Annotated in this window: 22 protein-coding genes; 14 read left to right on the top strand and 8 right to left on the bottom strand. The window is 70.8% G+C overall.

The genetic code is table 11. From position 1 onward, the window contains the following. Window positions 1–12: 12 nt before the first annotated feature. Genes ACXKZF_RS10635 through ACXKZF_RS10620 form a run of 4 tightly spaced genes read right to left on the bottom strand, consistent with a single transcriptional unit; the run spans window position 13 to window position 3,193 of the window. Entirely contained in the window at window positions 13–1,677 is a 1,665-nt protein-coding gene (locus ACXKZF_RS10635) for an alpha-keto acid decarboxylase family protein (protein ID WP_488984175.1), read from the bottom strand. 14 nt (window positions 1,678–1,691) lie between these two features. Then, window positions 1,692–1,841 (bottom strand): hypothetical protein, encoded by a 150-nt coding sequence (locus ACXKZF_RS10630; RefSeq protein WP_013585971.1) that lies wholly within the window; start codon window positions 1,839–1,841, stop codon window positions 1,692–1,694. A gap of 24 nt (window positions 1,842–1,865) precedes the next feature. Next, window positions 1,866–2,771, bottom strand: a complete 906-nt coding sequence (locus ACXKZF_RS10625) for an EI24 domain-containing protein (RefSeq protein ID WP_488984174.1) — start codon at window positions 2,769–2,771, stop codon at window positions 1,866–1,868. Window positions 2,772–2,824: 53 nt separating this feature from the next. Then, window positions 2,825–3,193: a VOC family protein gene (locus tag ACXKZF_RS10620; RefSeq protein ID WP_055956950.1), complete on the bottom strand. Its 369-nt coding sequence runs from the start codon at window positions 3,191–3,193 to the stop codon at window positions 2,825–2,827. Window positions 3,194–3,296: 103 nt separating this feature from the next. On the opposite strand from ACXKZF_RS10620, the gene ACXKZF_RS10615 reads away from it, so the two are divergent. The 5 genes from ACXKZF_RS10615 to ACXKZF_RS10595 all read left to right on the top strand — a co-directional run bounded on the left by ACXKZF_RS10615 (window position 3,297) and on the right by ACXKZF_RS10595 (window position 9,212). Next, window positions 3,297–4,127, top strand: a complete 831-nt coding sequence (locus ACXKZF_RS10615; protein WP_488984173.1) for a hypothetical protein — start codon at window positions 3,297–3,299, stop codon at window positions 4,125–4,127. Window positions 4,128–4,201: 74 nt separating this feature from the next. Further along, window positions 4,202–6,724 (top strand): ATP-dependent Clp protease ATP-binding subunit, encoded by a 2,523-nt coding sequence (locus ACXKZF_RS10610; RefSeq protein WP_488984172.1) that lies wholly within the window; start codon window positions 4,202–4,204, stop codon window positions 6,722–6,724. A gap of 353 nt (window positions 6,725–7,077) precedes the next feature. Further along, window positions 7,078–7,959 (top strand): LLM class flavin-dependent oxidoreductase, encoded by an 882-nt coding sequence (locus ACXKZF_RS10605; RefSeq protein WP_488984171.1) that lies wholly within the window; start codon window positions 7,078–7,080, stop codon window positions 7,957–7,959. Next, the gene (locus ACXKZF_RS10600; RefSeq protein WP_488984170.1) at window positions 7,956–8,732 is read left to right on the top strand and encodes an LLM class flavin-dependent oxidoreductase; all 777 of its coding nucleotides are present in this window, start codon (window positions 7,956–7,958) and stop codon (window positions 8,730–8,732) included. Before ACXKZF_RS10605 ends, ACXKZF_RS10600 begins: the two co-directional genes overlap by 4 nt. A 72-nt stretch (window positions 8,733–8,804) precedes the next feature. After that, the gene (locus ACXKZF_RS10595; protein WP_488984169.1) at window positions 8,805–9,212 is read left to right on the top strand and encodes a DoxX family protein; all 408 of its coding nucleotides are present in this window, start codon (window positions 8,805–8,807) and stop codon (window positions 9,210–9,212) included. A gap of 413 nt (window positions 9,213–9,625) precedes the next feature. Here ACXKZF_RS10595 and ACXKZF_RS10590 read toward each other — a convergent pair whose 3' ends face one another. Continuing rightward, on the bottom strand, window positions 9,626–11,278 hold the full coding sequence (locus tag ACXKZF_RS10590; protein WP_488984168.1) for a RecQ family ATP-dependent DNA helicase: 1,653 nt from the start codon (window positions 11,276–11,278) through the stop codon (window positions 9,626–9,628). A 383-nt stretch (window positions 11,279–11,661) separates the two neighbouring features. On the opposite strand from ACXKZF_RS10590, the gene ACXKZF_RS10585 reads away from it, so the two are divergent. Continuing rightward, window positions 11,662–13,224: an ATP-dependent DNA ligase gene (locus tag ACXKZF_RS10585; protein ID WP_488984167.1), complete on the top strand. Its 1,563-nt coding sequence runs from the start codon at window positions 11,662–11,664 to the stop codon at window positions 13,222–13,224. An 85-nt stretch (window positions 13,225–13,309) separates the two neighbouring features. Beyond that, window positions 13,310–13,936 carry a hypothetical protein gene (locus ACXKZF_RS10580; protein ID WP_488984166.1) on the top strand — a complete coding sequence of 209 codons (627 nt, stop codon included), beginning with the start codon at window positions 13,310–13,312 and terminating at the stop codon, window positions 13,934–13,936. Between the two features lie 18 nt (window positions 13,937–13,954). On the opposite strand, the gene ACXKZF_RS10575 is transcribed toward ACXKZF_RS10580, so the two are convergent. Together ACXKZF_RS10575 and ACXKZF_RS10570 are read right to left on the bottom strand one after the other, a co-directional pair. After that, entirely contained in the window at window positions 13,955–14,815 is an 861-nt protein-coding gene (locus ACXKZF_RS10575) for an NYN domain-containing protein (protein ID WP_055956966.1), read from the bottom strand. Window positions 14,816–14,907: 92 nt separating this feature from the next. Further along, window positions 14,908–15,891: a Gfo/Idh/MocA family protein gene (locus ACXKZF_RS10570; protein WP_488984165.1), complete on the bottom strand. Its 984-nt coding sequence runs from the start codon at window positions 15,889–15,891 to the stop codon at window positions 14,908–14,910. Between the two features lie 154 nt (window positions 15,892–16,045). On the opposite strand from ACXKZF_RS10570, the gene ACXKZF_RS10565 reads away from it, so the two are divergent. The 7 genes from ACXKZF_RS10565 to ACXKZF_RS10535 all read left to right on the top strand — a co-directional run bounded on the left by ACXKZF_RS10565 (window position 16,046) and on the right by ACXKZF_RS10535 (window position 24,420). Further along, entirely contained in the window at window positions 16,046–17,071 is a 1,026-nt protein-coding gene (locus ACXKZF_RS10565; protein WP_488984164.1) for a LacI family DNA-binding transcriptional regulator, read from the top strand. Between the two features lie 322 nt (window positions 17,072–17,393). Continuing rightward, window positions 17,394–18,500: a multiple monosaccharide ABC transporter substrate-binding protein gene (gene chvE / locus ACXKZF_RS10560; RefSeq protein ID WP_488985993.1), complete on the top strand. Its 1,107-nt coding sequence runs from the start codon at window positions 17,394–17,396 to the stop codon at window positions 18,498–18,500. Window positions 18,501–18,664: 164 nt separating this feature from the next. Further along, on the top strand, window positions 18,665–20,191 hold the full coding sequence (gene mmsA / locus ACXKZF_RS10555) for a multiple monosaccharide ABC transporter ATP-binding protein (protein ID WP_488985992.1): 1,527 nt from the start codon (window positions 18,665–18,667) through the stop codon (window positions 20,189–20,191). Beyond that, window positions 20,178–21,443 carry a multiple monosaccharide ABC transporter permease gene (mmsB, locus tag ACXKZF_RS10550; RefSeq protein ID WP_235561284.1) on the top strand — a complete coding sequence of 422 codons (1,266 nt, stop codon included), beginning with the start codon at window positions 20,178–20,180 and terminating at the stop codon, window positions 21,441–21,443. The genes mmsA and mmsB overlap by 14 nt, the downstream gene beginning before the upstream one ends. Window positions 21,444–21,575: 132 nt before the next feature. Continuing rightward, a complete protein-coding gene (locus ACXKZF_RS10545) occupies window positions 21,576–22,925 on the top strand; it encodes a sensor histidine kinase (RefSeq protein WP_488984163.1) in 1,350 nt (449 codons plus the stop codon). Then, on the top strand, window positions 22,913–23,578 hold the full coding sequence (locus ACXKZF_RS10540) for a LuxR C-terminal-related transcriptional regulator (RefSeq protein WP_243222400.1): 666 nt from the start codon (window positions 22,913–22,915) through the stop codon (window positions 23,576–23,578). Before ACXKZF_RS10545 ends, ACXKZF_RS10540 begins: the two co-directional genes overlap by 13 nt. Further along, complete coding sequence (locus ACXKZF_RS10535; protein WP_055956978.1) at window positions 23,575–24,420, top strand: hypothetical protein; 846 nt, start codon at window positions 23,575–23,577, stop codon at window positions 24,418–24,420. Before ACXKZF_RS10540 ends, ACXKZF_RS10535 begins: the two co-directional genes overlap by 4 nt. A 77-nt stretch (window positions 24,421–24,497) precedes the next feature. Here the strand turns inward: ACXKZF_RS10535 and ACXKZF_RS10530 are convergent, their stop codons facing one another. After that, entirely contained in the window at window positions 24,498–25,379 is an 882-nt protein-coding gene (locus ACXKZF_RS10530) for a hypothetical protein (RefSeq protein WP_055956980.1), read from the bottom strand. Window positions 25,380–25,633: the final 254 nt, after the last annotated feature.

Here is a 25,633-nt window from a genome sequence, read left to right as displayed (position 1 = left end):
GCCGGGCGCGACTCAGGCGCGACGGTTCGCGGCGGCGGCCGCGGCGGCGAGGTCGGCCAGTACGGGCGGCACGTCGTCTTGCGGCACCACCGCCTGGATCAGCGTCAACGACGACGACGACCGCGCGTCGGCGAGAGCCCGTCGGAGGTCTTCGACAGTGTCGACCCGTACGCCCGTGCTCGTGCCGGCGGGATCCATCGCCGCGAGCAGCGTCGTCCAGTCCCAGGTGGCTATGTCGTTGTATTCCTCGTGCAGCCCGTGGATCACGCGCTCGACGGTGTACCCCGCATTGTCGACGACCACGATGACCGCAGGGATGCCGTGACGCACGAGAGTTCCGAGCTCGGCCGCGGTGAGCTGCGCCGCACCGTCGCCGATGAGCAGCACCGGGCGCCGCTCGGGTCGGGCGAGGGCGGCCCCGAGGATCGCGGGGAGCGTGAAGCCGATCGCGGCCCACAGGGGCTGGCCGCCGAAGACGACGCCGTGGGGGAGCCGTTCTCCGGCCATGCCGTAGAACGAGGTGCCCTGGTCGGCGAGCACCGTGTCTCCGTCGCGGAGGAACGCCGCCACCTCGTGCCAGAGGGCCCGCTGCGAGAGGGCATTACCGGCGACAGGCGGGTGCGGGGGAGCCGGCGTCGACGCGGAGTCGTCTGCCCGGAAGTGGTCGCCCCGCACCGCCACCTCGGCGGCCACGGCGTCGAGCGCGTCGCGCATCGCGAGGGGGCGGAAGTCGTCGTCACCGACCCGCGCGCGCTCGCCGCGGATCTCGACCGTGCGGGCCGCATCGATGCGCTGCGAGAAGAAGCCCGTGGTGAGGTCGGTGAACTGCACGCCGGCCAGCACGAGCAGGTCGGCCCCCTCGATACCATCGCGCACCGCGGAAGCGCTGGCGGCGCCGAGATAGGGGCCGAGGTATCCGGATGCCGACTCGTCGACGACGCGGCGGCCCCAGAGCAGTGAGGCGTGGGCGAGCCCGTGCGAGAGCAGTGCGTGGAGCGCGTCCTCGGCGCCGAGACGAGCGACGAGGATATCGGCGAGCACGGCGACGGTGTCGGACGCCTCGAGACGGGCGGCGACGGCGTCACGGAAACGCGCGAGCACGACGGGGTCGGTGACGACGTCGGGGTCGGGGAGCGGCGAGGACGGCGGATCGGCCGGGACTTCGCCGATGTCGGCCGGGATGAGGAGGTAGCCGGGCAGACGCCGGTGCCGCACCTCGGCGAGGAGGCGGTCGATCTGCGCGGGGGCGTCGGCGGCCGACAGCACCTCTTGCGCGGCGGTGACCTCGGCCGTCATGCGGGCGAAGTGTCCGAAATCGCCGTCGCCGAGGGAGTGGTGACTCGCCCGACCGGCGGCTTGCACGGCGGTGGTCGGCGCGCCCACGACATGGACGACGGGCACGTGCTCGGCGTAGCTGCCGGCGACGGCGCTGATCGCCGAGAGCTCGCCGACGCCGAAGGTCGTGCTCAGCGCGCCGAGACCGTGCAGGCGTCCGTAGCCGTCGGCGGCGTAGCCGGCGCCGAGCTCGTTGGCGCACCCGACCCATTCGACGATGGGGTGGCGCTCGACGTGGTCGAGGAAGGCGAGAGTGAAGTCTCCCGGCACCCCGAAGAGGTGTCGTACACCCGCTTCGGCGAGACGGTCGAGGAGGTAATCGGCGACCGTGTACGTCGTCATGGCCGCCGTGCCGCTTACCGGGTGCCGAAGTGGAAGGGGAGTGCTAGCGAGGCCGAAACGAGGATGATGCCGAGCGCGAAGAACAGCGCCGGAGCGGCGAGCGAGAACGACAGTCCCGTCAGCAGCATGCCGCCGACGAACAGGATGAGCGAGACGATGAACATGAGGATCCCTTCGGTCGGTCCAGGCTATCGTGCCGGGTCGACCGGGCGGTTCGCGGGAGGGGTCGGCGTGGCGGCGAGGGGCGCCGCCGGTACGTCGGGTGCCACGGTGGGCCGGCTGGCATCGGCGGGTGCCGCGATGACCGGGTCGGCGTCGGCGGGCGCGCCGAGCGGTCGGATGGCGTCGGCGGGGCCACCGAGCGGTCGCTTGCCGTCGAGGGCCGAGAGCGTCCAGAGGGTGCTTCCGGCCACCGCGGCGGGCATGACGGCGACGGCGCCGAGGGGAACGAGGAAGCACAGCTGGGTCGCGACGCCGAAGCCCAGGGCTCGCGCGCGGTGCGCGCGGATGATCGCGCGCCGCGCGCGGCGGTCGAACCCCCGCGCCGAGAGGGAGCGCGAGGTGAGCTCGTCGGCGAGCAGCCAACCGGTCAGCGCGACACCGGTGGCGAAACCCAGCGCGCCGCCGACGAACGGGATGAGTCCGATGAGCCAGGCCAGCGCGGCAGCCAGGATGCCCCGGAGGATGAGGCGCACGCTGTCGGCGACCGCCCGCCAGAAGCCGTAGTCGGCGTCGGGCACCCTGCCCGTGGCGCTGCGCTCGGTCGCTCGCCAGATGCGGTCGTAGAACGGCTCGCCGACCGCGAGGGTCACCGCCGTGAACGACACCACCACTACCAGGAGGGCAGCACCGAATGACGCGACGCCGATCGCCGTGCGCACGACATCGGCCCAGAACGACGGCCACGTGTCGGCGAAGGGCGTCCAGTCGTCGACCAGGCCGGGCAGCACGATGCCCCACGCCACCAGCGCGACGGCGAAGACGAGCCCGACCACGGCTCCGGGGATCAGACCGAGGGCCATCGCCCCCGGGGTGCGACGCCACTGGCCGAGGCCACGCAACAGGAGTCCCGCACCGGTGAGGAATTCGCGCATGGGGAGAGTCTTCCAGACCCTCTCTCGCGGAGCTGGCCGCGTCGCGTCGAGCGTCAGTACGTCGGAAGCTGCTGCAGCGTCCACCGGTTGCCGTCGGGATCGGCGAACGTGACGAAGCGCCCCCACTGCTGTTCGTCGACGCCGTCGGCCTCCACTCCCGCCTCCCGCAGGTGTGCGAGCGCGCCGTCGGCATCGGGCACGACCACCTGGATCGTGTCTTGGCGTCCGGGTTCGAGCGTCAGCTCGAGACCCGTGCCGAAGGCGATCGAGCACGCCGACCCCGGCGGGGTCATCTGCACGAAGCGCAGCTCGTCGGTGACCTGATGGTCGTGGTCGGGATGGAATCCGATGCGCTCGTAGAACTGCTTCGCCCGGTCGACGTCCGTCACCGGGACGAAGATGAGCTCGATCTTCCACTCCATGAGCGGCTCCTCTCGATGTGCGGCCAGTATGGACCCGACCTCCGACATCGCGCGAGGGGAAGCGCCCGCACGTCGTGTCGGAGGGCACTGGAAGGATGCCGGTATGCGCATCCGCACCACCTCGACCCAGCGCACCTACCGGTACGTGCGACTGGCGATCATCGGCGCCACCGTCTTCCTCGCCATCGGCGTCGCACTCCAGGTCGCGGGCGGTGCGGCGCTCCCGTCCGTCAGCGCCGCCTATTACGGCCCGGCGGGGCCGGTGTTCGTCGGCGCGCTCAGCGCGATCGCCCTGGCGCTGCTGGCCCTGTCGGGCCGGAGCCTGGAGCAGGGTCTGCTCGACATCGCCGCGGTCCTCGCGCTCGCCGTGGCCTATGTTCCCACCACCGTCGCGGCGGGTGTCTGCGAGCCGGTGCGGCGGTGCGTGCCACCCGATGTGCGCGCGACCGTGGTGAACAACGGTGTGGCCGTGGCATCCGTGGTCCTTCTCGGAGCGGTCGCCGGCGGGATCCTCGCGCGGGTCCAGGGCACGGCGAGCCGCGGGGTGGCGGCGACCATCGGGGTGATCGTGTCGCTCACGGTCGCGGCCGTGGCGTGGGCGGCGATCGCGCCGGAGGGCTTCCTCGAGATGGCGCACGAGGTCGCGGCTGTGGCGTTCTTCGTCCTGATCGCGGCGGTCGCAGCCCTCGCCGCGTGGCGGCCGCAGTCGGTGGGCCGTCGCCGTGCGCGACTGCGTCGTGCGTACGGGGCCGTCGCGATGGGGATCCTCGTCACGCTGATCCTGCTCGTGGTCGGCGTCGTGGCGGACGTCGAGCGCACGGGGTTCCCCGTGGTGTTCGTGGGGGAGTCGATCGCCCTCGCGCTGTTCGGGGTGTTCTGGGTGGTGCAGACCGTCGAGCTCTGGAACGACCTCGATCCGGGCCTGCGGGAATAGCGGCGACGACCTCACGTTGAAGTTGATACGGCGGCACTCAAGTTGCCAGCCCCCACGTATCACAGGAGACGGAATTGCCCGAAGATGTCACCCCCGGCGCCGGCGACGGCGCGCAGTCGTTCGACGAATTCCTCGCTCGCTACCTGGCGGGCGAGCAGGCCCGTGCCGAGCGCTCCATCGACCTCAGCCGGTTCCTGAGCGCCCGCACCCAGGACGCCCTGCAGGAAGCCGGTCGCTTCGCCCTCAGCCGCGGTCAGCGCGAACTCGACGCGCTGCACGTGCTCCACGTGCTCGTCGGCCGCTCGCCCGCGAGGGAGGCCGTGAGCCGCCTCGGCGCCGACCCCGTCGCCATCGCCCGGGCCGCCGAGAGCAGGCTCCCCGCCGCCTCGCCCGCCGCCGAGGTCGACGGCGCCGTGGTGGCGGGCTCCGTGCAGCGGGCCCTGTTCCACGCGTTCCAGGTGGCGCGCGCGGCGGGATCGACGTACGTCGACCCCGACCACCTCTTCTTCGCGCTCGTGCTCGCGCAGGATGCCCCGGCGGGTCAGATCCTCGCGCAGGCCGGCGTCACCGCCGAGGCCCTGACCGAGGGCGTGCGCGAGACCGTCCTCGGCGGCGGGCAGGACGAGGCGTCGGCAGAGACGGCATCCGTCACCCCGAACCTCGACCGCTTCGGCACCGACCTCACCGCACGCGCCGCCGCCGGCGACCTCGACCCCGTGATCGGGCGCACCGACGAGATCGAGCAGACGATCGAGATCCTCAGTCGTCGCACGAAGAACAACCCCGTGCTCATCGGCGAGGCCGGTGTCGGCAAGACCGCCGTCGTCGAGGGACTCGCGCGTGCCATCGTCGCGGGCGAGGTGCCCGAGCAGCTGCGCGAGACCCGCGTGGTGTCGCTCGACCTCGCCGCCATGCTCGCCGGCGCCCGCTACCGCGGTGACTTCGAGGAACGTCTCACCCAGACGATGGACGAGGTCTCGGCATCCGAGAAGCTCGTCGTCTTCATCGACGAGGTGCACACGCTGGTGGGGGCAGGCGGTAGCGGAGACGGATCGATGGATGCCGGAAACATCCTCAAGCCCCGCCTCGCGCGCGGCGACGTGCACCTGATCGGCGCGACCACGCTGCGCGAGTACCGCACGATCGAGAAGGACCCCGCGCTCGAGCGGCGCCTGCAGCCCGTGCGCGTGGGGCAGCCGTCGATCCCGGATGCCGTGGAGATCCTGCGGGGGCTGCGTCCGGCCTACGAGGAGCACCACGCCGTCACCTACACCGACGATGCTCTGCGCGCCGCGGTGGAGCTGAGCGACCGTTACCTCAGCGATCGGGTGCTGCCCGACAAGGCCATCGACCTGATCGACCAAGCGGGGGCGCGCCTGCGCCTGCGCCTCGGGGTGAGCACCGACACCTCCTCCCTGTTCGAGCGTCTGGCGACCCTGGAGGCCGACAAGAACGCCGCGGTCTCGGCCGAGCACTACGAGGAGGCATCGCGCCTGCGTGACGAGATCGCCGCAGTGCAGACGCGCCTCGATGACGTGGCCGGTGGCCCCCGCCTCTCGGCCGTCGTGGACGAGCCCGAGATCGCCGCGGTGATCAGCCGCGCCACCGGAATCCCGGTTGCGCGCCTCACGGCGACCGAGCGTGGGCGTCTCGCGGACCTCGAGACCGAGTTGCACGCCCGGGTCATCGGGCAGGACGACGCCGTCGCGGCCGTCGCCAAGGCCGTGCGCCGTAATCGCACGGGCATGGGCGACGAGAACCGTCCGGTCGGATCCTTCCTCTTCCTCGGACCCACCGGCGTCGGCAAGACCGAGCTGGCGAAGGCGCTCGCCGGGTCGCTCTTCGACGACGACGGCGCGGTGATCCGCTTCGACATGAGCGAGTTCGGCGAGCGCCACACGGTCTCGCGCCTGATCGGTGCCCCTCCGGGATACGTCGGCTACGACGAGGCCGGCCAGCTCACCGAGCGCGTGCGCCGCAACCCCTACGCGGTGGTGCTGTTCGACGAGATCGAGAAGGCACACCCCGACGTGTTCACGCTGCTGCTGCAGGTGCTCGACGACGGACGCCTCACCGACGGCCAGGGGCGCACGGTCGACTTCCGCAACACGGTCATCGTGATGACCTCGAACCTGGGCGCCGAGTTCTTGGCATCCCGCTCCGGTGCGATCGGCTTCACCACCACGGGCCGCGAGTTCGCCGACGACGACCTGCGCGACCGCGTGATGGGGAAGCTCCGTGAGGCGATGCGGCCGGAGTTCCTCAACCGCATCGACGACATCGTGCTGTTCCGCAAGCTCGAGAGGGCGCAGCTTCGAGAGATCGTGGGGCTGCTTCTCGGAGCCACGTCTCGACGGCTCGCCGCTCGCGAGGTGACCTTCCACGCGACGGATGCCGCGATCGATCGCCTGGCCGAGGTCGGCTACGAACCCGAGTACGGTGCGCGGCCGCTGCGCAGGGTCATCCAGCGAGAGGTCGACGACCGCATCGCCGACCTGTTCGTGTCGGGAGAGCTGGCAGACGGGGGAGCGGTCACGGTGGATGCCACCGACGCGGGCTTCGTCGTGCGGGCTGTGGTCACGGCGCTCGCGGCCTGAGCGCGCGTCCACGGCACGACGCCCCCGGTGCTTCGGCACCGGGGGCATCTCGCGTCTCGGGGGCGACGGCGCGTGCGGGATCGGCATCCCTGGACGGGCGCTGCGCGGGGTCGTCCGGCGGGGTGCCGGAGGTTCGGCATCCCTCGACGGGCGTCGCGCCGGGTCACCGGACACAACGCAGGGGATTCCTGCCGTAGCCCGCGGTTCGGTGGCGCGTCGGGCCCGGTCTCGCGCCGAACTCTCGCGTCGTGTCGTCGCGGGCGCGGGAAGGGGCCGGCGACCACGGTTCCGCGGAATCCTGCACGGACGGAAGCCCCTGGCCCGATGTCGGAGGTTGGGGGCAGAGTAGACGCATGAGTCGTATCGGCACGATCTTCAGCCCCTACCCGCACCCGCCCGAGCAGTTGCGCGACGCCGCGCGCGCGGCCGAAGATGCCGGGGTCGAAGAACTGTGGCTGTGGGAAGACTGCTTCCGCTCTTCGGCGTGGGCGGCGGCCGCCGCCGCACTCGCGGTCACCGACCATCTGCGCATCGGGGTCGGCATCGCGCCCTTCCCGTTGCGCAATGTCGCCGCTTCGGCGATGGAGGTCGCCACCATCGAGCGCATCTTCCCCGGTCGCCTGCTGCCCGGGTTCGGCCACGGCGTGCAGGACTGGATGCGACAGATCGGCGCAAAAGCGGCGTCGCCGCTCACGCTGATGCAGGAGCAGCTGCCCGCCCTCCGAGCGCTCCTGGCGGGCGAGACGGTCAGCACCGAGGGCCGTTACGTGAAGCTCCGCGGCGTCGCGCTCGACTGGCCGCCCGCCTCCCCGCCGCGGGTGTACGCCGCGGCCGAAGGCCCGAAGACGCTCGCCCTCGCGGGCGCCGTCGCCGACGGAGTCGTGCTCGACAGTCGGCACACCGTCGCCGAGATCGCCGTCGCGGTCGAGACGCTGCAGTCGGCGCGCACCGCCGCGGCGCACGAGGGCCGCGCGGATGTCGTGGCCTACGTCCTCACCGCCTTCGGTCCCGACGCGCTCGAACGCGCGACTGCGTCGATGCGCGACCGCCCCGACGCGGCAGACCGTGTGCTGGCGGGTTCGGTGGACGACGTCGCCGAGGGCGTGGCGCGGTTCCAGGCGGTGGGTGTCGACGACGTGGTACTGCTCCCGACCGATGAGGTCGACCTGGCGGCCTTCTACGCCGCCGTCGGCCAGGTCGCCGTGGCCGTCCCGAACGCCGGCGGCGTCTCATGACGCGAGGCGCGGTCTCGCTCGGTGTCGCCGGATCCCTCGGCCCCGACGTGATCGCCCGCATCGCCCCGGCGGTGGAGAACGCGGGTTTCCACACGCTGTGGGTCAACGACACCCCCGACGGCGACGCTCTCGCCGCGCTGGCCGCTGCCGCGCGCGTCACAGAACGCCTGCACCTCGCCACCGGCGTCGTGCCCGTCGACCGTCGGCCCGCCGACACGATCGCCGCCGAGGTGGCGTCCCTCGACCTTCCGATCGAGCGGCTGACGCTCGGGATCGGTTCGGGCGTGTCCAAAGCGGGGGCGCTCGCGCGCGTCCGCCAGGCCGTCGAGGTGCTGCACGACGCCGGGGTGCCGCGCGTGGTCGTCGGGGCGCTGGGGCCGAAGATGCGGCGCACGGGGGCGGAGCGTGCTGAGGGAGTGCTGCTCAATTGGGTGCCGCCCACCGAGGTGCGAACCCAGGCCGACGCGCTGCACGCGATCTCACCCGCCGCGCACGTCGCCGTCTACGTGCGTGCGGCGATCGTCCCCGCCGCGCGAGAACGCCTCGACGCCGAGACTGCGCGCTACGCCTCGTTCCCGAACTACGCCGCCAACTTCGAACGAATGGGAGTGGGGGCCGCCGACACGACCATCCGCGACGTCACCGAGCTGAGTGACGCGCTCGAGGCACACACCGCCGCGGCCGACGAGGTCGTGCTCCGAGCCGTCGTTCCCGACGACACCGTCGAGGCGTACCTCGACTTCGTCCGCCGGGCGGCCCCGTCTCCCGGCTGAGCGTAGACCGCATAGACGCCCGGACCGCGAGACCGTGGCCCGCCTCCCTCTCTCTGGTGCGAGACTGACCGGATGCCACGTCGTCGAGGTCTCACCATCCGCTCGATCGCGCGCGGGGTGCTGGCCCTGCTGCTGGTCGGGGCGGGCGTCAGCCACCTCACGTGGGGACGGCGGGGGTATCGCATCGTCGTACCGGGCTGGGCCACGCGGATACTTCACACGGACAAGGACGCCATCGTCGTGGCATCCGGAGCCGTCGAGATGCTCCTCGGGACGGCGCTGATGTCGTTGCCGCGCGAACGCCGCCGCATCGGCGCGGTCATCGCCGCGTTCTTCGTCGCCGTGTTCCCGGGCAACGTGCACCAGTGGCGCACGGGTCGCTCTGCGCCGGGCCTCAACACCGACCGTGCGCGGTTCGTCCGTCTGTTCCTTCAGGTGCCGCTCGTCGCATGGGCGTGGTGGGCGACGCGCGAGCGCTGACCCTCGCTGAGCGGGTCCTGTTTTCGGCGGGATTCGCGCATCGGGGCGTGTTTCGTGCGCCCCGAAGGACGAAACACGCCCCGATACGTGACGAGCTCCTTCGCGCGGTGCGGCTGGTTCGGCGTGGGGCACCCATTGGGCGTCGGGGCGGTCGGTGGCCGCCCCGTTGCCTGTAACGCGCCCCCCCGACCAGGACCGCCGTAGCGGGTCACACCTCCGGACCGGCGGAACACCCCGAGTGCCAGAGCGGCCCGCGGGCAGCGTGACAGCAGCGTGTTCGGAGCGCCTGCTGCCCCTAAGGGCGGGCGAAACACGCCCCAGGAGCGACTGATGCGACTCGACTCGACGAGTCAGCTCCTCGCGCAGCCGCTGAACCCGACGAGGCCTCCCGCTACCCCGCGACGTCCGGACGCTTACGCCGCCTCGCCGAGCTCAAGGATCCCGTTCTCGAAAGCCGCGCGGGCGAGAACTTTATAGCCGTGCTCGGGGAAGAACACGGTGAGCCGGTCGTCTTCGATCCCCATGACCGTGCCGGTGCCGAATTCGCCGTGCTCGACGACGGAGTCGATGCGGATGCCGTCTTCGTCCGCGTCCGCAGGGCCGTCGACGTCGACCGGACCCACGGCGCCGCTGTCGCAGCGGTCGCACGCCCCGCACCGTTCGGACGCCTCGACCCCGAAGTACTCGAGCAGCGCGCGTCGGCGGCAGTGGGTCGTCTCGGCGTAACCGCGCATGATCTCGATACGCGACGCGCGAATACGCTGCTCGGCCTCGTCACGCTCGCGAACGGCGCTCACCGCATCGCCCGCCGACACCCGCTCGCGCATCGAGACGCCCTCGGGGCTCGACACGGCCAGACCGCACGCGACGAGCTGGTTCAGCACGCGACCGATGACACGGGTCGAGCGGCCGGCCTCTTCGGCGATGTCCTTCGTGCGCAGGGGCGATTTCGCGCGCCGCAGGGCGTCCCAGACGCCGGCGATGTCGGCGCGCTTTGCGTGCCCACCGGCGAAGAACGACCGCAGCGAGAAGTCTTCGGCGCGGTAGTGAAGGATCGCCCGGGCGGGTTTCCCGTCGCGCGCCGCGCGGCCGATCTCCTGCGCATAGGAGTCCAGCGACTCGGTGACGTCGGCGTGCACGACCAGGCGCACGTCGCTCTTGTCGACGCCCATGCCGAACGCCGAGGTCGCGACCACGACATCGAGTTCACCCGCGCTCCACGCCGAGTGCACCTCGTCGCGCCGCTTCTGAGCCATCGCGCCGTGATACGCGGCCGCCCGGAGGCCGAGAGCCGTGAGCTCGTCGGCGTACGCGTCGGTCTCTTTGCGGGTCGCCACATACACCAGCGCCGGGCCGCCGGCATCCTGGACATCCGCGATGACGGCACGACGCTTGTCGTCATCGTGCTCGTGGCGGCGGACCGCCATGTGGATCTCGGGACGATCCATGCCGCGCACCTCGAGGTGCGGCTCACGCATGCCCAGACTCGCCACGATGTCGTCACGGACGGGGGCGGATGCCGTGGCCGTCAGCGCCAACACCGGCGGATGCCCGAGCGCCTCGACGGCGTCGCCGATCCGCGCGTAGTCCGGTCGGAAGTCGTGGCCCCAGGCCGAGACGCAGTGCGCTTCATCGACGACGACGAGACGCACATCGGCCTTCGCGAGGCGGTCGAACACCTCGCTGTTCGCCAGCTGCTCGGGCGCGAGGAACGCGTATACGGCGTCGCCGCTCTCGATCGCCGCCCATGCGGCCTTCTTGGCCGACGCGCTCGTGCGGGAGTTCAGGGCGACGGCGGCGGGAGCATCGGGAGCGGCGTCGATGGAGTCGATCTGGTCGCGCTGCAGCGCCAGCAGCGGCGAGATGACGACGGTCACGCCGCCGAGCTCGCATCCGGAGATCTGGTACACCGCCGACTTCCCCGCGCCCGTGGGGAACACGACGAGGGTGTCGCGCCCGCCGACGACCGCGTCGATCGCTTCGGCCTGCCCCGGCAGCAGGTCGTCCCACCCGAAGACCTCTCGGGCGGTGCGGGCGGACTGTTCGAGGGTGGCGGGAGCGTTCACGGATGCCTCATTCCTGGGGGAGCCCCCAGGACACCTCAGACCTCCGACATCGCGCCGGGGGTTGCGGCCGTCGGCGACGTGTGATGGACGGCGACCGTGACGAGCGGCGCGGGGCGCCGACGCCGAGCTCGCATCGAACGGTCGAGTCCGCGCCCGAATCGGACTCGTGACCGCACGGGTTCGGCGCGCACCCGGACCCGGCGAAGGTAGGCTCGCCCGGCGAACGCCTGCGGCCTCGGCCACCGTGTGCCGGCCCGATGCGGGGTCGTGTCCTGCGGCGGCCCGCGCGGGACACCGCGGTGCGGGTCGGACCCCGGATGCCACGGGCGCCGCGACGACGCAAGCGCCGGGCCGATGTCGGAGGGGAGTGCCAGGATGCCGACATGCTCTTCAGCGACATCGAGACCGCCCTCGCGACGGTGACGAACACACGCTCGCGGCTGGCGAAGGTCGACGCTCTCGCCGCGGTGCTGCGGTTTCTCGCGCCCGACGAGATCGTGCCGGCGGTGGGCCTGCTGACGGCGTCGCCGCGTCAGGGTCGTCTCGGTGTCGGCTGGCGCACGTTGTCGAGCCGCGGCGGATCGCACGCCGGCGAGCCCTCGCTGACGGTCGACGACGTCGACGAGGCCTTCTCGCGGCTGACCGGGATCGGCGGTGCGGGGTCGGCGGCGGTCCGCACGGCGCTCCTCGACACGCTGGCCGAGCGGGCGACGGCGGCGGAGTGGCAGCTGCTCATCCGCGTCATGACCGGCGAACTGCGAACGGGTGCGCTGGAGGGGGTGCTCGTCGATGCCGTCGCTCGTGCCTCCGACCGCGACGGTGCCGCGGTGCGGCGCGCCGCGATGCTCTCGGGCGACCTCGGCCAGACGGCGCGTGTGGCCCTGACCGGCACGGTCGACGATCTCGCCGCCGTGGGCCTCATCGTCGGTCGCGGGGTGCAGCCGATGCTCGCCTCCACCGCCACATCGGTCGCCGACGCGCTGGGTGTCGCCGGCCGGGCGTCGGTGGAGTACAAGCTCGACGGGGCCCGCGTGCAGGTGCACCGGCATGGTGACGAGGTGCACGTGTTCACCCGCACGTTGGCCGACGTCACCCACCGGGTGCCCGAGATCGTCGAGGTGGTCCGCGGTCTGCCGGTGGACGACGTCATCCTCGACGGTGAGACGCTGTCGCTCGACGACGACGGGGGTCCGCGCCCCTTCCAAGACACGATGGCGCGCTTCGGTGCCGAGACGGCGCGCGAGATCGCCCTGCGCCCGTGGTTCTTCGATCTCCTGCACATCGACGGGCGCGACCTCGTCGACGAGCCCTTGTCGGCCCGACTCGAAGAACTGGAGAGGATCGCCTCGCCCTGGCGCATCCCGGCGGTGACCACGGACGACGTCGAGACCGCCGATGCGTTCGCGCGCGATGCCCTCGCGGCCGGTCACGAAGGCGTGATGGTCAAAGGCCTCGACGCCCCGTACACGGCTGGTCGGCGCGGCAAGAGCTGGCTCAAGGTCAAGCCCGTGCACACCTTCGACCTCGTCGTGCTCGGCGTCGAACGCGGCTCGGGGCGGCGCTCGGGCTGGCTCTCGAACCTGCACCTCGGGGCGCGAGACCCCGCGGGCCGTTTCGGGCAGCCCGACGGTTTCGTCATGGTGGGCAAGACGTTCAAGGGCCTCACCGACGAGCTGCTGAACTGGCAGACCGCGCATTTCTCCGAGCGCGAGGCCGGGGAGATCCCCGGCGGCATCCGGGTCGTGCCCGACACGGTCGTCGAGATCGCGATCGACGGCGTCCAGCGATCAGTGCGGTATCCCGGCGGCGTGGCGCTGCGCTTCGCGCGCGTGAAGGCCTACCGTTCCGACAAGCCTGCGGCCGAGGCCGACACGATCGATACGCTGCGCTCGCTCCTCCCCGGGGGCGGCGGGTCGGCCGACTCCGACGAGTCGGGTGAGGTGTGATGCCGTGGGCAGCACGCAGCCGGCAGTCGCCGGGTGGGCGAAGAGATCGTCTCGTGACACGCCACGGGACCGAGAGGACGACGCGATGAGTCTCGCACCCTGGCTCGACGGCGAGCTCGGCTACCGCAGTTTCGGAACACCCGGGGCGCCGCGCGCCGTATTCGTTCTGCGCACCGGAGATGCGGCCACCACCGACCCCGACGCGCGCGTCACCTCCGGCTACGACGTGCGCGTGGTCGCCGTGGGGCTCGATGCCCCCGAGCTGGAAGACCCCCCGGTCTTCGGCGGGCAGACCCCCGCCGGTCTCACCGTGGAGGCATTACGAGAGCTGGTCGGTCGCGAGGCGCCCGGCGCCATCGTCGGACTGGTGGGGGAGCGCTCCGCCGGCCCGATCGCGATCTATCTCGCCGCAGCCCTGGGCCCGGTCGTGGACCGCCTGGCCATCGTCGGCGTGCAGAGTCCGTCCGACCCGCTCAGCCGCGATCTGCGCACACCCCTCCTCGACCACCTCGACGCCGAGGTTCTCGTCGTCGTCGGGGGCGACGGTCCGGCAGATTCCGGCGACGCCGGGTGGTACGTCGAGCGGATGCGATCGGCCGAGGCCGAGGTCGTGCCCGACGCCGAGATCACCTCGGTCAACGGACACGTCACGCTCACCTCGGTCTGGGAGCGCGTGCTCGCACACGTCGCCCCCGGTGCCGAGCGCCGCTGAACGCCGAGGCCCTCTCCGTCAGCCGCGGACGACCGCCTTCACCTGCACGACGTTGGACTCTTCGTCTACCTCGACGTGCTCGGTCTGCGCCTTCAGGAAGTCCGAGAAGCTGCGGAATCCCAGCGCCTTCTCGCTGAAGGATGGGTCGAGACGCTTCATGAGGTCTTTCACCGCCGACGCGTGCAGCCACTCCCCGTCGGCGCGCTCTCCCTCCAGCTGCATCGCCCGCTCGAGCAGGTCGACAGCCGGGTCCTTGGAGCGCTTGCGCGCCCGGGGCCGCGAGGGCGGGGAATCCTTCTTGGTCTCGGCCAGGTTCGGGATGCCGGGCAGGGAGTCGTACGCATCGAAGCGGTCGCAGGCCGCCGCGAGCGATTTCGCGGTGGAGCCCGCCACGCCGACGCCCACGACGTACCGCCCGAGCCTCTTGCACCGCTGCGCAAGGGGAACGTAGTCGCTGTCGCCGGCGACGATGACCACGTGCGTCAGGTCGGGGAGGCGGAACATGTCTTCCACGGCATCCACCGCCAGGCGGATGTCGGCGCCGTTCTTCGCGTAGGCCGCCGCGGGGAAGAGCTGCACGAGGTCGACCGCGCGGGCCACCAACTGCGAGCGGTACTCGGCGTTGACCGGAGCGGACCAATCGGCGTACGCCCGGGTCAGCACGAGGGTGCCGAACGATGCCGCGTAGTCGATGATCGCTCCCACGTCGATCGTCGCCTTCGTCAGCCGCTCGGTGATCTCGGGGTCGACCGGGCTGTCGGCGATCTTCTGCCGGTCACGCGAATAAGCGTTGCGCCCGTGAACGCGGTCGTACCACGACATCACGATGTTGTCGAAGTCGAGGTAGACGGCGACGCGGGCGGTCTGGGTGTCGGGCATGACTCCAGTTTGACCCGTCCGCCGGGTGCGCAGAAACCCCGCGCCCGGGAAGGCGGAAACACCTCCCGCGCGAGGACCGCGCGCGTCGGTGCTCAGCGCTCGCCGGGGTAGACGACGCCGATCTGGCGGCGCACCTCGTCGAGCACGCCCATGATCGCGACGGTCTCGTCGATCGGGAGGATGTCGTTCGCGGCGGTGCCATCGGCCGCGAAGCGTTCGGCGGCGAGCGCTTGATATTGCATGCCGCGCCCCTCGACCTCGGAGGAGAAATCCTCGAGCACATCGCCGTCGGGCGACACGACGCGGAACGAGGTGGGCGTGTACCAGACGCGGTCGATCTCGATGCGCGCCTCGGTTCCGACGATCTGCGCGGCGTTCGTGCCGGCGCCCCGCGACGACGAGACCGTGGTGGAGACCGCGCCGCCCGCGTGCACGAACGTCGTCGCGATCTCGGCGTCGCTGCCGGCATCCGAGAGGCGGGCGAGGGCGGTGATGCGCTCGGGCAGCCCGAGCACGTCGACGGCGAACGAGATGGGGTAGATGCCCAGGTCGAGAAGGGCGCCGCCGCCGAGCGCGAGGTCGTTCAGGCGGTGCGCGGGGTCGGTGGGGAGCTTCTGGGTGTGGTCGGCCGAGACGACTCGCACCTCGCCGAGGGTGCCGGCGGCGAGGATCTCGCGGATGCGCACCATGTGCGGCAGGTAGCGCGTCCACATCGCCTCCATGGCGAGCAGGCCCTTCTCGGCGGCGCGATCGCGGATGATCGTCGCCTCGGTCGCGTTGAGGGCGAAGGGCTTCTCGACGAGCACGTGCTTGCCGTGATTCAGCGCGAGCAGGGCGTTGTCGATGTGGCCGGGGTGCGGGGTCGCGATGTAAATGATGTCGACGTCGGGGTCGGCCACGAGTTCTTCGTACGAGCCGTGGGCGTTCGCGATGTCGTACTGCGCCGCGAACTCGCGGGCGCTGTCGATGCGGCGGGAACCCACGGCGGCGACGTGCAAGCCCGCCGTGCGAAGGTCGGAGGTGAAGGCGTGGGCGATGCCGCCCGTCGCGAGGATGCCCCAATGCAGTCCGGTCATGGCATCCACCGTATCGGCGCGCGACGGCACCCCGGGTCATGGGGTTCACCCGCACGAACCTGTTCGTGGATCGCCGGGTGCACCCCTCTCGCGTCGTCGGCTATCCTCGTGTGACCGGTCACGCAGCAGCGCGCGACCCGCAATGAGGCGGACGATGAGCGACACCGATATCCCGGGGGCGACAGGGCGCGCCCCGAGCATCCGCGATGTCGCCCGGGTGGCGGGGGTGTCTTACCAGACGGTGTCGCGGGTGATCAACAACAGCTCGCAGCTGCGCCCCGAGACGGCGGCCAAGGTGCGTTCGGCGATCGCCGAGCTGAAGTTCGTGCCGAACCAGGCCGCCCGAGCCCTGGCTACCAGTCGATCGCGTCTCATCGGCGTGCTGGGCCCGCGCGTGACGACCCACGGCGTGGCATCCATGGTGCAGGCGATCGAGTCCGCCGCACGCGCCGCGGGTTATCGGCTGACCGTCACGAATCTCGCCACGAGCGACCCCGACGATGTGCGCGCGTCGATCGACCACCTCATGCAGCAGTCGGTCGAGGGGCTCATCGCGGTGGCGCCGCAGACCCGCGTGATCCCGATCCTCGAGGAGTTGAAGCTCCCGGTGCCGGTGCAGACCGTGGCATCCACGGGGGTCTCGACCTCGCACAACGATCAGGCCGCGGGGGCGCGTGCCGCCGTGCGTCATCTGATCGAGCTGGGACACACCCGCATCCTGCACATCGCCGGCCCGCGCGACTGGATCGAGGCCGACCATCGCATGCGGGGCTACCTGGCGGAGATGGATGCGAACGACCTCCCGCCGAGGCCGCCGGTGCTGGGCGACTGGACCGCGCAGTTCGGTTATGAAGCCGGACGAGAGCTGCTGCGCACGGAAGACGTCACGGCGGTGTTCGCGGGGAATGACCATATGGCGCTGGGGTTCATGCATGCCGTTCGGGCCATAGGTCGCTCGGTCCCCGAAGACATCTCGGTGATCGGCTTCGACGACGTACCCGAATCAGCCCACCTCTGGCCACCGCTGACCACCGTGCGGCAGGACTTCGGGGGGATCGGTACGCGCGCCGTCGCCGATCTGCTCACCACGCTCGGCGAGTTCGAGGGCGATGTACCCGCGGCCGAGCCCGACCACCTGCGTCTGATCGTGCGGTCGTCGACCGCCCCACCCTCGCGCTGATTTCGTCACGTTTCGGCAACGGCTCGATGTCATTCGCCCCGAGACTTGACAGGTTGACCGCCGGGCGCGGTAGCATCACACACACAATGTGAACGGTCACATGACCGGGTCACACGGCCGACGGGACTCGCTGCGGAGCGGATCCGTCGAGACGAAGACGTTTCGAACGACGCGGGTTCTCCCACGCCACCGACCGGCCCTTCGTTTCGCCCCTGAGGCCGTGCGTGCTCGGAATGCTCCGTCAGCAGTGCCTGCGATGGACTCCAGGGGGAGACATCGCGACTAACACCCAATGGAGGGAACCAGAGTGAAGAAGCACAGCATGCTCAAGGCGGTCGCCGGAGCCGGCGTCCTGGCGCTCGGCATCGGACTCGCGGGTTGCGCGGGCGACCGTACCGGCGGCAACGCGGGTGGCGGCGAAGAAGAGGCGGGCGGCATCATCGGTGTCGCAATGCCGACGCAGCAGTCGGAGCGCTGGATCGCCGACGGCAACAACGTCAAGTCGCAGCTCGAGGAGCTCGGCTACGAGGTCGACCTGCAGTACGCCAACGACGACATCCCCACCCAGGTCTCGCAGATCGAGAACATGATCACCACGGGCGCCAAGGCCCTGATCATCGCCTCGATCGACGGCACCACGCTCACCGACGTGCTCCAGCAGGCAGCCGACGCCGACATCCCCGTCATCGCGTACGACCGCCTCATCAACGGCACGCCCAACGTCGACTACTACACGACGTTCGACAACTACAAGGTCGGCGTGCAGCAGGCCACGTCGCTCCTCACGGGCCTCGGTGTGCTCGACGCATCGGGCGCCGACACGGGTGCCGCGGGTCCCTTCAACGTGGAGCTGTTCGCCGGTAGCCCCGACGACAACAACGCCACGTTCTTCTGGCAGGGCGCCATCGACACGCTGCAGCCGTACCTCGACAAGGGCACGCTCGTCGTCCCCTCGGGTCAGACCGAGTTCGGCCAGGCCGCGATCCTCCGCTGGCTGCCCGAGACGGCGCAGGAGCGCATGGAGAACATCCTCACCGTCATCGGCTCCACCAAGCTGCAGGGCGTGCTCTCGCCCTACGACGGTCTGTCGATCGGCATCATCTCGGCCCTCACCTCGGGTGGCTACTCGGCCAGCGACCTGCCCGTCGTCACGGGTCAGGACGCCGAGGTCGGCTCGATCAAGTCGATCATCGCCGGTGAGCAGTACTCGACGATCTTCAAGGACACGCGCGAGCTCGCCAAGCAGGCCGTGACCATGGTCGACGACATCCGCAAGGGCGAGACCCCCGAGGTCAACGACGAAGAGACCTACGACAACGGCGAGAAGGTCGTCCCGTCGTACCTGCTCGAGTCGACCATCGTCACGAAGGACAACTACAAGGAGATCCTCGTCGACAGCGGTTACTACACCGAGGCCGACCTGGGTTGATCCCTCCGGGAAGGCTCCGGCCCTCCCGACCCGCCTCCGCCGCGGCCCCATCGGGTCGCGGCGGGGGCTCCCGCGGGTTCGCGTGACGCGCACCCGCCCCCCCATCATCCCGACCGGCGACGAGCCGGTTCTGCAAGGAGGACCTCGTGAGCACCATCCTCGAGATGCGCTCGATCACCAAGGAGTTCCCCGGCGTCATCGCGCTCGCCGACGTGTCGTTGACCGTCGAGCGCGGAACGGTTCACGCCATCTGCGGCGAGAATGGCGCCGGCAAGTCGACCCTCATGAAGGTGCTCAGCGGTGTGTACCCCGCGGGCGACTACCGCGGTGAGATCGTCTTCGACGGCAACACCGTCGAGTTCAAGGACATCCGCGACAGCGAAGCGGCCGGCATCGTCATCATCCACCAGGAGCTGGCCCTCAGCCCCTACCTGTCGATCGCCGAGAACATCTTCCTCGGCAACGAGATCACCCACCGGGGCCTGATCGACTGGGATGCCACGAACCGCGAGGCGGCAAAGCTCCTCGCCCGCGTGGGCCTGGGCGACAGCCCCGACGTGCCCGTCAACGAGATCGGCGTCGGCAAGCAGCAGCTCGTCGAGATCGCCAAGGCGCTGTCGAAGGACGTCAAGCTCCTCATCCTCGACGAGCCGACCGCCGCCCTCAACGACGACGACTCCGAGCACCTGCTCGACCTGATCCGCCACCTGCGCGGTCAGAACATCACCTGCATCATCATCAGCCACAAGTTGAACGAGATCCGCGCGATCGCCGACGAGGTCACGATCATCCGTGACGGTCGCACGATCGAGACGCTCGACGTGGCCACCGGCGGCACGAGCGAAGACCGCATCATCCGCGGCATGGTCGGCCGCGAGCTCGAGAACCGCTACCCCGACCGCGACGTCGAGATCGGCGACGAGGTCCTGCGCATCGAGGACTGGAACGTCAGTCACCCCACGGATGCCGCGCGCACCGTCATCCACCAGGCGAACCTCAACGTCCGCGCCGGTGAGGTCGTCGGTATCGCCGGTCTCATGGGCGCCGGCCGCACAGAGCTGGCGATGAGCGTGTTCGGCAAGAGCTTCGGCTCGCGCATCTCGGGCACCGTCTACATCAACGGCAAGAAGGCCGACACCTCCACAGTGCCCAACGCCATCCGCAGCGGTCTCGCGTACGTCACCGAGGACCGCAAGGGCGCAGGGCTCAACCTGATCGACACGATCAAGCGCAACATCTCGCTCGCGGGCATGCGCAAGCTCGTCAAGGGCGGCTTCGTCGACGGCGACGAGGAGTACCTGGTCGCCAACCGCTACCGCAAGTCGATGAACATCAAGGCCCCCAGCGTCGACGTGGTCGTCGGCAAGCTCTCGGGCGGCAACCAGCAGAAGGTCGTGCTGTCGCAGTGGCTGTTCTCCGACCCGGAGGTGCTGATCCTCGACGAGCCGACCCGCGGCATCGACGTGGGCGCGAAGTACGAGATCTACACGATCATCAACGCCCTCGCGGCCCAGGGGAAGGGGGTGCTGGTCATCTCGTCCGAGCTGCCCGAACTCCTCGGCATCTGCGACCGCATCTACACCCTCAGCGAAGGCCACATCACCGGCCAGCTGCCCATCGAAGAGGCAACTCCCGAGGCACTCATGGTGCTCATGACGAAGGAAAAGGAAGCCGACCATGTCAGCGCTTGACAACACCGTGACCCCGAAGGGTCCCGCCACGCCGAAGGGACCCGTCGGCGGCGGCGCCGGCAGCGGTGCCGGTGGCCTCGTGCAGTTCTTCACCTCGCGCCTGCGCGAGATCGGCATCTTCATTGCCCTCATCGTCATCGTGCTGCTGTTCCAGGCGCTGACCGGCGGGCGACTGCTCACCGCGGGCAACGTGTCGAACATCATCGTCCAGAACAGCTACATCCTGATCCTCGCGATCGGCATGGTGATGATCATCATCGCCGGCCACATCGACCTGTCGGTCGGCTCCGTCGCCGCCTTCGTCGGTGCGGTCTCGGGTGTGTTCATCGTCGAGTGGGGCATGCCCTGGTGGCTCGGCATCGTGCTGTCGCTCCTGATCGGCGCGGTCGTCGGCATGTGGCAGGGCTTCTGGGTGGCCTACATCGGCATCCCGGCCTTCATCGTGACGCTGGCGGGCATGCTCCTGTTCCGCGGTCTGACGCAGATGACCCTGGGCAACACGCAGATCACGCCCTTCCCGACCGAGTACCGCCAGCTCGGCGGCGGCTACCTCTTCCCCGACCTGTTCCCGGCCACCTCGTCGCCGGCGGAGTGGATCACCGTCGCCCTGGGCGTTCTGACCCTGGTGCTCTTCGTGGTGTCGCAGGTGCGCCAGCGGGCGAAGCGTGCGGCGCTGGAGCTGCAGAACGAGCCCCAGGTCGCCTTCCTCGTGAAGGTCGTCGGCGGCGGCGCACTCATCGTGTACCTCACCTACCTGCTCGGTGTGGCCCCCGGTTCGCGCGGCACGCCGATCGTGCTCGTCGTGCTCGCGGTGCTGATCATCGGGTACTCGACCGTGATGAGCCGCAGCGTCTTCGGCCGCCACATCTACGCGATCGGTGGAAACCGCACCGCCGCGAAGCTGTCGGGTATCAACACCCGCCGCGTCGACTTCATGCTGTTCGTGAACATGGGTGTGCTCGCGGCCCTCGCCGGCATCGTGTTCACGGGCCGACTGAACTCCGCCGGACCCGGCGCCGGAAACCTCTTCGAACTGGACGCCATCGCGGCATCCTTCATCGGTGGAGCCGCCGTCCAGGGTGGTGTCGGCCGCGTGGTCGGCGCGATCGCCGGTGGTCTGGTCATGGGTGTGCTGAACAACGGCATGTCGCTCATGGGCATCTCGACCGACGTGCAGCAGTTCATCAAGGGTCTCGTGCTGCTGTTGGCCGTGGCCTTCGACGTGTGGAACAAGAACCGCACGCGCGGTTGATCCACGCCCTCCTGGAACGCCCCGTCGCCTCGTGCGGCGGGGCGTTCGTCGTCTCCGGCTTCGGGATAACCCGAATCGAGCCGGGGGCTGACCGGGAGGTGTCGCGAGGGAGGGAGTCATAGCGTGGATGCCATGACCACGGCATCCGTTCTCCCGCCCCCGCCGCCGATCCCCGGCGCGTCCTCCGCGCACGACGCCACCGCTCCGACCGCGCCGCCCGCGTCGACCGCCGTCGCCGTCCCGCCGAAGGTGCGTATCTCCTCGCCGGGTCGCGTCGCCGGCGCAGCCGCGCACCTCGCCGCCCTCGGCGTCGTGGGCCCCGCCGTCTTCACCGCCCTGTTCGGCCTCTTCGGCTCGGGATTCGGGCTGCTCCCCGCCCTGCTCATCGGCGTCGTGGTGCTCGTCGTCTTCGTCTACGCGCTCTTCGCGGTGGCCTGGTTCGAGCGTGCCCGCGTCGACGGCCTCTACGGCCTCGGACTCGCGCCGATCCGCCCGCGCCGCAGTCCGAAGCCCGGTTTCCTCGGGGTGCTGCACACCATCTGGCTGCAGGCCATCGACCCGCTGCAGTGGCGCGCCGTGGCATCCTTCGCCATCGCGACTGTTCTGGGTCTCGCCACGATCGCCGCGATCGGCGTGGTGTCGTGGGGGATCGGTCTCACGGCGAGCCCGATCTTCGGGTGGTCCGACACGCGCCTGCTCGGCATCCTGCCGCTCCCCGGGATCGCGGCGCCCCTGACGGGAGTCGCGGCGATCATCGTCGCCCTCGGCGTCATCGTCGGCCTCGCGATCCTGCACGGCGTGATCGTGCGGGCGATCTTCGTCCCCTCCCGCGAGGCGCAGTTGGTCGAGCAGGCCCGCACCTCCGACACCCGTCGGGCCGGCGCCGTCCGGGCCGCCGAGGTGGAGCGCACGCGCATCGAGCGCGACCTGCACGACGGCGTCCAGCCGCGCCTCGTGTCGATCGGTATGACGCTGGGCCTCGCTCAGACGAAGATCGACGACGACCCCGAGGCCGCGAAGGCGTTGATCGCCGAGGCGCACGCCTCGACGAAGTCGGCCATCACCGAACTGCGTCAGCTCGCCCGTGGCATCCACGCCTCGGTGCTCGAAGACAGGGGACTGGATGCCGCGCTGTCGGCCCTGGCATCCCGCTCACACATCCCGGTGACGCTCGACGTGCGTCTGCCGCGGCGATGCGGTCGCGCGGCGGAGGAGGCCGTCTACTTCGCCATCGCTGAGACGCTCACCAACGCCGCGAAGCACTCCCGCGCCGCCGCCTGTCGCGTCGACGTGCGGGCGCGTGAGGACGGCTCGCTCTGGGCGCGCATCGAAGACGACGGGCTCGGGGGCGCGCGGATCGTCCCCGGCGGCGGCCTGGACGGCATCGTCAACCGCGTCGCCGCCGCGGGCGGCACGGCGCGCATCGACAGCCCGCAGGGCGGCCCGACCACGGTGGAGGTGAACGTCCCGTGCGCATCCTGATCTGCGAGGACTCGGTGCTGCTGCGAGAGGGACTCGTGCGCCTGCTCGCCGACGACGGCCACGAGGTCGTCGCCGCCCTCCCGGATGCCGCGGGGCTCGAGGCCGCGGTCGCCGAGACGGCGCCGGAGCTGTGCATCCTCGACGTACGGCTCCCGCCGACCTGGACCGACGAGGGCATCCGTGCGGCGATCGCGCTGAGGTCCCGGCATCCGGGTCTCGCCGTCCTCGTGCTGTCGCAGTACGTCGAGGAACGGTACGCGAGCGATCTCATCGCCGACGGGCAGGGCGCGTTGGGGTACCTGTTGAAAGACCGGGTGGCCGACGTCGCCGACTTCCTCGCCGCGGTCGCATCCATCGCCGGCGGCGCGACGGTGCTCGACCCCGAGGTCGTCGCGCAGCTGCTCACGCGGCGACGCCGCGACGAGCGTCTGCAGAGTCTCACCGAGCGCGAGCGGAGCGTTCTCGCGCTGATCGCCGAGGGCCGCTCGAATCAGGCCATCGCCGGCGCGCTCTTCGTGAGCGAGGCCAGCGTCGAGAAGTACATCACCGCCATCTTCACCAAGCTGGGCCTGGAGCAGGACGAGACCGGCAACCGCCGCGTGATCGCCGCCCTCGTCCACCTCGGCCACGATCACACCGGAGCCACCTCATGACCGCGCAGACGCCCCTCCCCACCCCCGCCGCCCCCGAGCCGCCCCGTCGTCGCGGTGCCGCCTTCGCCGTGTCGGTGGCCACCATCGTCGTCGGTGCGGTCGTCGCCGTCGGCACCCTCGCCGGTACCGGAGTGTCGGCCGTGGCGGGCATGGCCGATTGGCGGGGCGAGACGTCGTCGTACGACGTGTCGTCCGAAAGCTCGGCGCTGTCGCTCACCGACCTGCAGATCGACCTGGCCGGGGGTGAACTCACGGTCGAGTACGGCGATGTCGAGTCGCCCCAGCTCGATGCGGACAGCCGCGGCCGACAGGGGTGGACGTTCGACCAGGACGGGGATTCCCTGCGCGTCGCTTCGCCCTCCGGCTCGTTCGTCGACGCGGGGCGCGCGGCGCGGGCCACGCTCACCCTGCCCTGGGATCTCGACGGATCCGGGATCGCCGCCGACATCCGGGTCACCGGCGGTGCGCTGGAACTGACCGGCGGCTTCGGCGACGTGACGGTGGAGGTCGCCGGAGGCGTTGCCACTCTCGACGGTGCAGCACGCGACATCGACGTGACGGTGACGGGCGGATCGGCCACGGCCGCGATCATCGACGCTGACACAGCCGCCTTCGAGGTGGCCGGGGGCGAGCTGACGGCGACACTCAGCGGGGTCACCCCGACCCGCACCGACGTCGAGGTGACTGCCGGCTCCGCCGACGTCATGCTGCCCGACGACGAATACCGCGTCCGCGTCGATGACGGCGCCGGTTCCGTCGACAACGGTCTGCGCACGAGCCCGTCGGCCACGGCCACGGTCGACGTGACCGCGACGATGGGGTCGGTGAGGCTTCGCTCCTGACGGCGCACGTGAGGGGTCGTCTTCTGTCGCCCGGATTCCGGTTCGGCGACAGGAAGCGACCCCTCACGCGTTCTCCGTCAGTCCGCGGTCGGACCGCTCCGACGCGCGCCGGAGCCCCGACGGCGGGAGACCACCAGCCAGACGATCAGTCCGGCGATGACGAGGATCGCGACGACGAGCAGGATCCAGGGCAGCACCGGAGCAGAGTCCGCGACCGGGGCGGGCGTCGGGCTCGCGGAGGGCGTCGCGCTGGGCGTGGGCGTCGCTGACGGGGTGACCGGTGCGGCCGCGACCTGGACGACGGCGGAGGCGAGCACCGTCTCGCCGTCCGACAAGGCGATGGTCACGGAGCCGGCGCGCGCGGGCGTGAACTCGACCGTGGCCGTGCCGTCGGTGACGGCGGTCGTGATCGACGGCCCGCTGCTGCTTCCGTCGCTGAAGGACCCGCCGTCCGTGGAGTCCAGGCCGAAGCCGACGGTCTCGAGGCCGCTGACCTTCGCCTCCACCTGCGTCTTCTGCCCGACGACCAGCGAGGAATCGACCTCGATGATGGGGGTCTGCGACGTCGCGGTGGGCTGAGGTGCCGACCCGCTGACCGTCACCGACACGGTGCCCAGCACGGTCTCGCCGTCTCCGACGGCGACGGTGAAGGTGCCCGCCTGCGTCGCGCGGAAGTACGCCGTGGCCTGGCCGTCGTTCGCCGGGCTGCTGACGTCGGTGGAGCCGGCCCCACCCGACTGCGTCGAGAGCAGACCCCCCGGTGAACCGGCGAGGCCGAAGAAGGCGTCCTCCAGCCCACCGAGCCCGGTGGCGGTGATCGTCGTGGTCTCGTCGACCGCGACCGTACTGGGGCTGGCGGTGACGGAGGCCGTGCCACGGGCCGAGGCCGCGGTGCCGCCACCGACAGCCAGAAGAGTCGTCAGGGCGACCAGGGTGACGAGCTGTGTGATGCGTTTCATGAGATCTTTCGGAGTCGGGAGCCGGGCGCCAGCCGGCTCGAATGCCCGCCGCGGGATGCCGCGGGCAGGGCGGCCAAGACGAGCGGAACGAGGGGAACGGTATCGTCCGATTCCTCGAAACGGGTCGACCGCCGGGGTCGCTGCTCTCACCGTGGCGGACATCGCGCCTCGGGCGCAACGTCCACTTGTGGTCATGTCCACATTCGGGCGCCGGTACCCTCGCGCCCGGCCCCCGCGCGGGCCGCGCCCGGTCG

This window comes from Microbacterium sp. ABR10, from assembly GCF_057812175.1.
Note: the sequence above shows the minus strand (reverse complement) of the source record. Positions and strands in the feature narration are given on the sequence as shown.

Bases quoted from the DNA above. Each gene is read 5' to 3' on its own strand.
- ACXKZF_RS10635 (WP_488984175.1), bottom strand. From the start codon at position 1,677: ATGACGACGTACACGGTCGCCGATTACCTCCTCGACCGTCTCGCCGAA.
- ACXKZF_RS10630 (WP_013585971.1), bottom strand. From the start codon at position 1,841: ATGTTCATCGTCTCGCTCATCCTGTTCGTCGGCGGCATGCTGCTGACG.
- ACXKZF_RS10625 (WP_488984174.1), bottom strand. From the start codon at position 2,771: ATGCGCGAATTCCTCACCGGTGCGGGACTCCTGTTGCGTGGCCTCGGC.
- ACXKZF_RS10620 (WP_055956950.1), bottom strand. From the start codon at position 3,193: ATGGAGTGGAAGATCGAGCTCATCTTCGTCCCGGTGACGGACGTCGAC.
- ACXKZF_RS10615 (WP_488984173.1), top strand. From the start codon at position 3,297: ATGCGCATCCGCACCACCTCGACCCAGCGCACCTACCGGTACGTGCGA.
- ACXKZF_RS10605 (WP_488984171.1), top strand. From the start codon at position 7,078: ATGAGTCGTATCGGCACGATCTTCAGCCCCTACCCGCACCCGCCCGAG.
- ACXKZF_RS10600 (WP_488984170.1), top strand. From the start codon at position 7,956: ATGACGCGAGGCGCGGTCTCGCTCGGTGTCGCCGGATCCCTCGGCCCC.
- ACXKZF_RS10595 (WP_488984169.1), top strand. From the start codon at position 8,805: ATGCCACGTCGTCGAGGTCTCACCATCCGCTCGATCGCGCGCGGGGTG.
- ACXKZF_RS10585 (WP_488984167.1), top strand. From the start codon at position 11,662: ATGCTCTTCAGCGACATCGAGACCGCCCTCGCGACGGTGACGAACACA.
- ACXKZF_RS10580 (WP_488984166.1), top strand. From the start codon at position 13,310: ATGAGTCTCGCACCCTGGCTCGACGGCGAGCTCGGCTACCGCAGTTTC.
- ACXKZF_RS10575 (WP_055956966.1), bottom strand. From the start codon at position 14,815: ATGCCCGACACCCAGACCGCCCGCGTCGCCGTCTACCTCGACTTCGAC.
- ACXKZF_RS10570 (WP_488984165.1), bottom strand. From the start codon at position 15,891: ATGACCGGACTGCATTGGGGCATCCTCGCGACGGGCGGCATCGCCCAC.
- ACXKZF_RS10565 (WP_488984164.1), top strand. From the start codon at position 16,046: ATGAGCGACACCGATATCCCGGGGGCGACAGGGCGCGCCCCGAGCATC.
- chvE (WP_488985993.1), top strand. From the start codon at position 17,394: ATGCTCAAGGCGGTCGCCGGAGCCGGCGTCCTGGCGCTCGGCATCGGA.
- mmsA (WP_488985992.1), top strand. From the start codon at position 18,665: ATGCGCTCGATCACCAAGGAGTTCCCCGGCGTCATCGCGCTCGCCGAC.
- mmsB (WP_235561284.1), top strand. From the start codon at position 20,178: ATGTCAGCGCTTGACAACACCGTGACCCCGAAGGGTCCCGCCACGCCG.
- ACXKZF_RS10545 (WP_488984163.1), top strand. From the start codon at position 21,576: ATGACCACGGCATCCGTTCTCCCGCCCCCGCCGCCGATCCCCGGCGCG.
- ACXKZF_RS10535 (WP_055956978.1), top strand. From the start codon at position 23,575: ATGACCGCGCAGACGCCCCTCCCCACCCCCGCCGCCCCCGAGCCGCCC.
- ACXKZF_RS10530 (WP_055956980.1), bottom strand. From the start codon at position 25,379: ATGAAACGCATCACACAGCTCGTCACCCTGGTCGCCCTGACGACTCTT.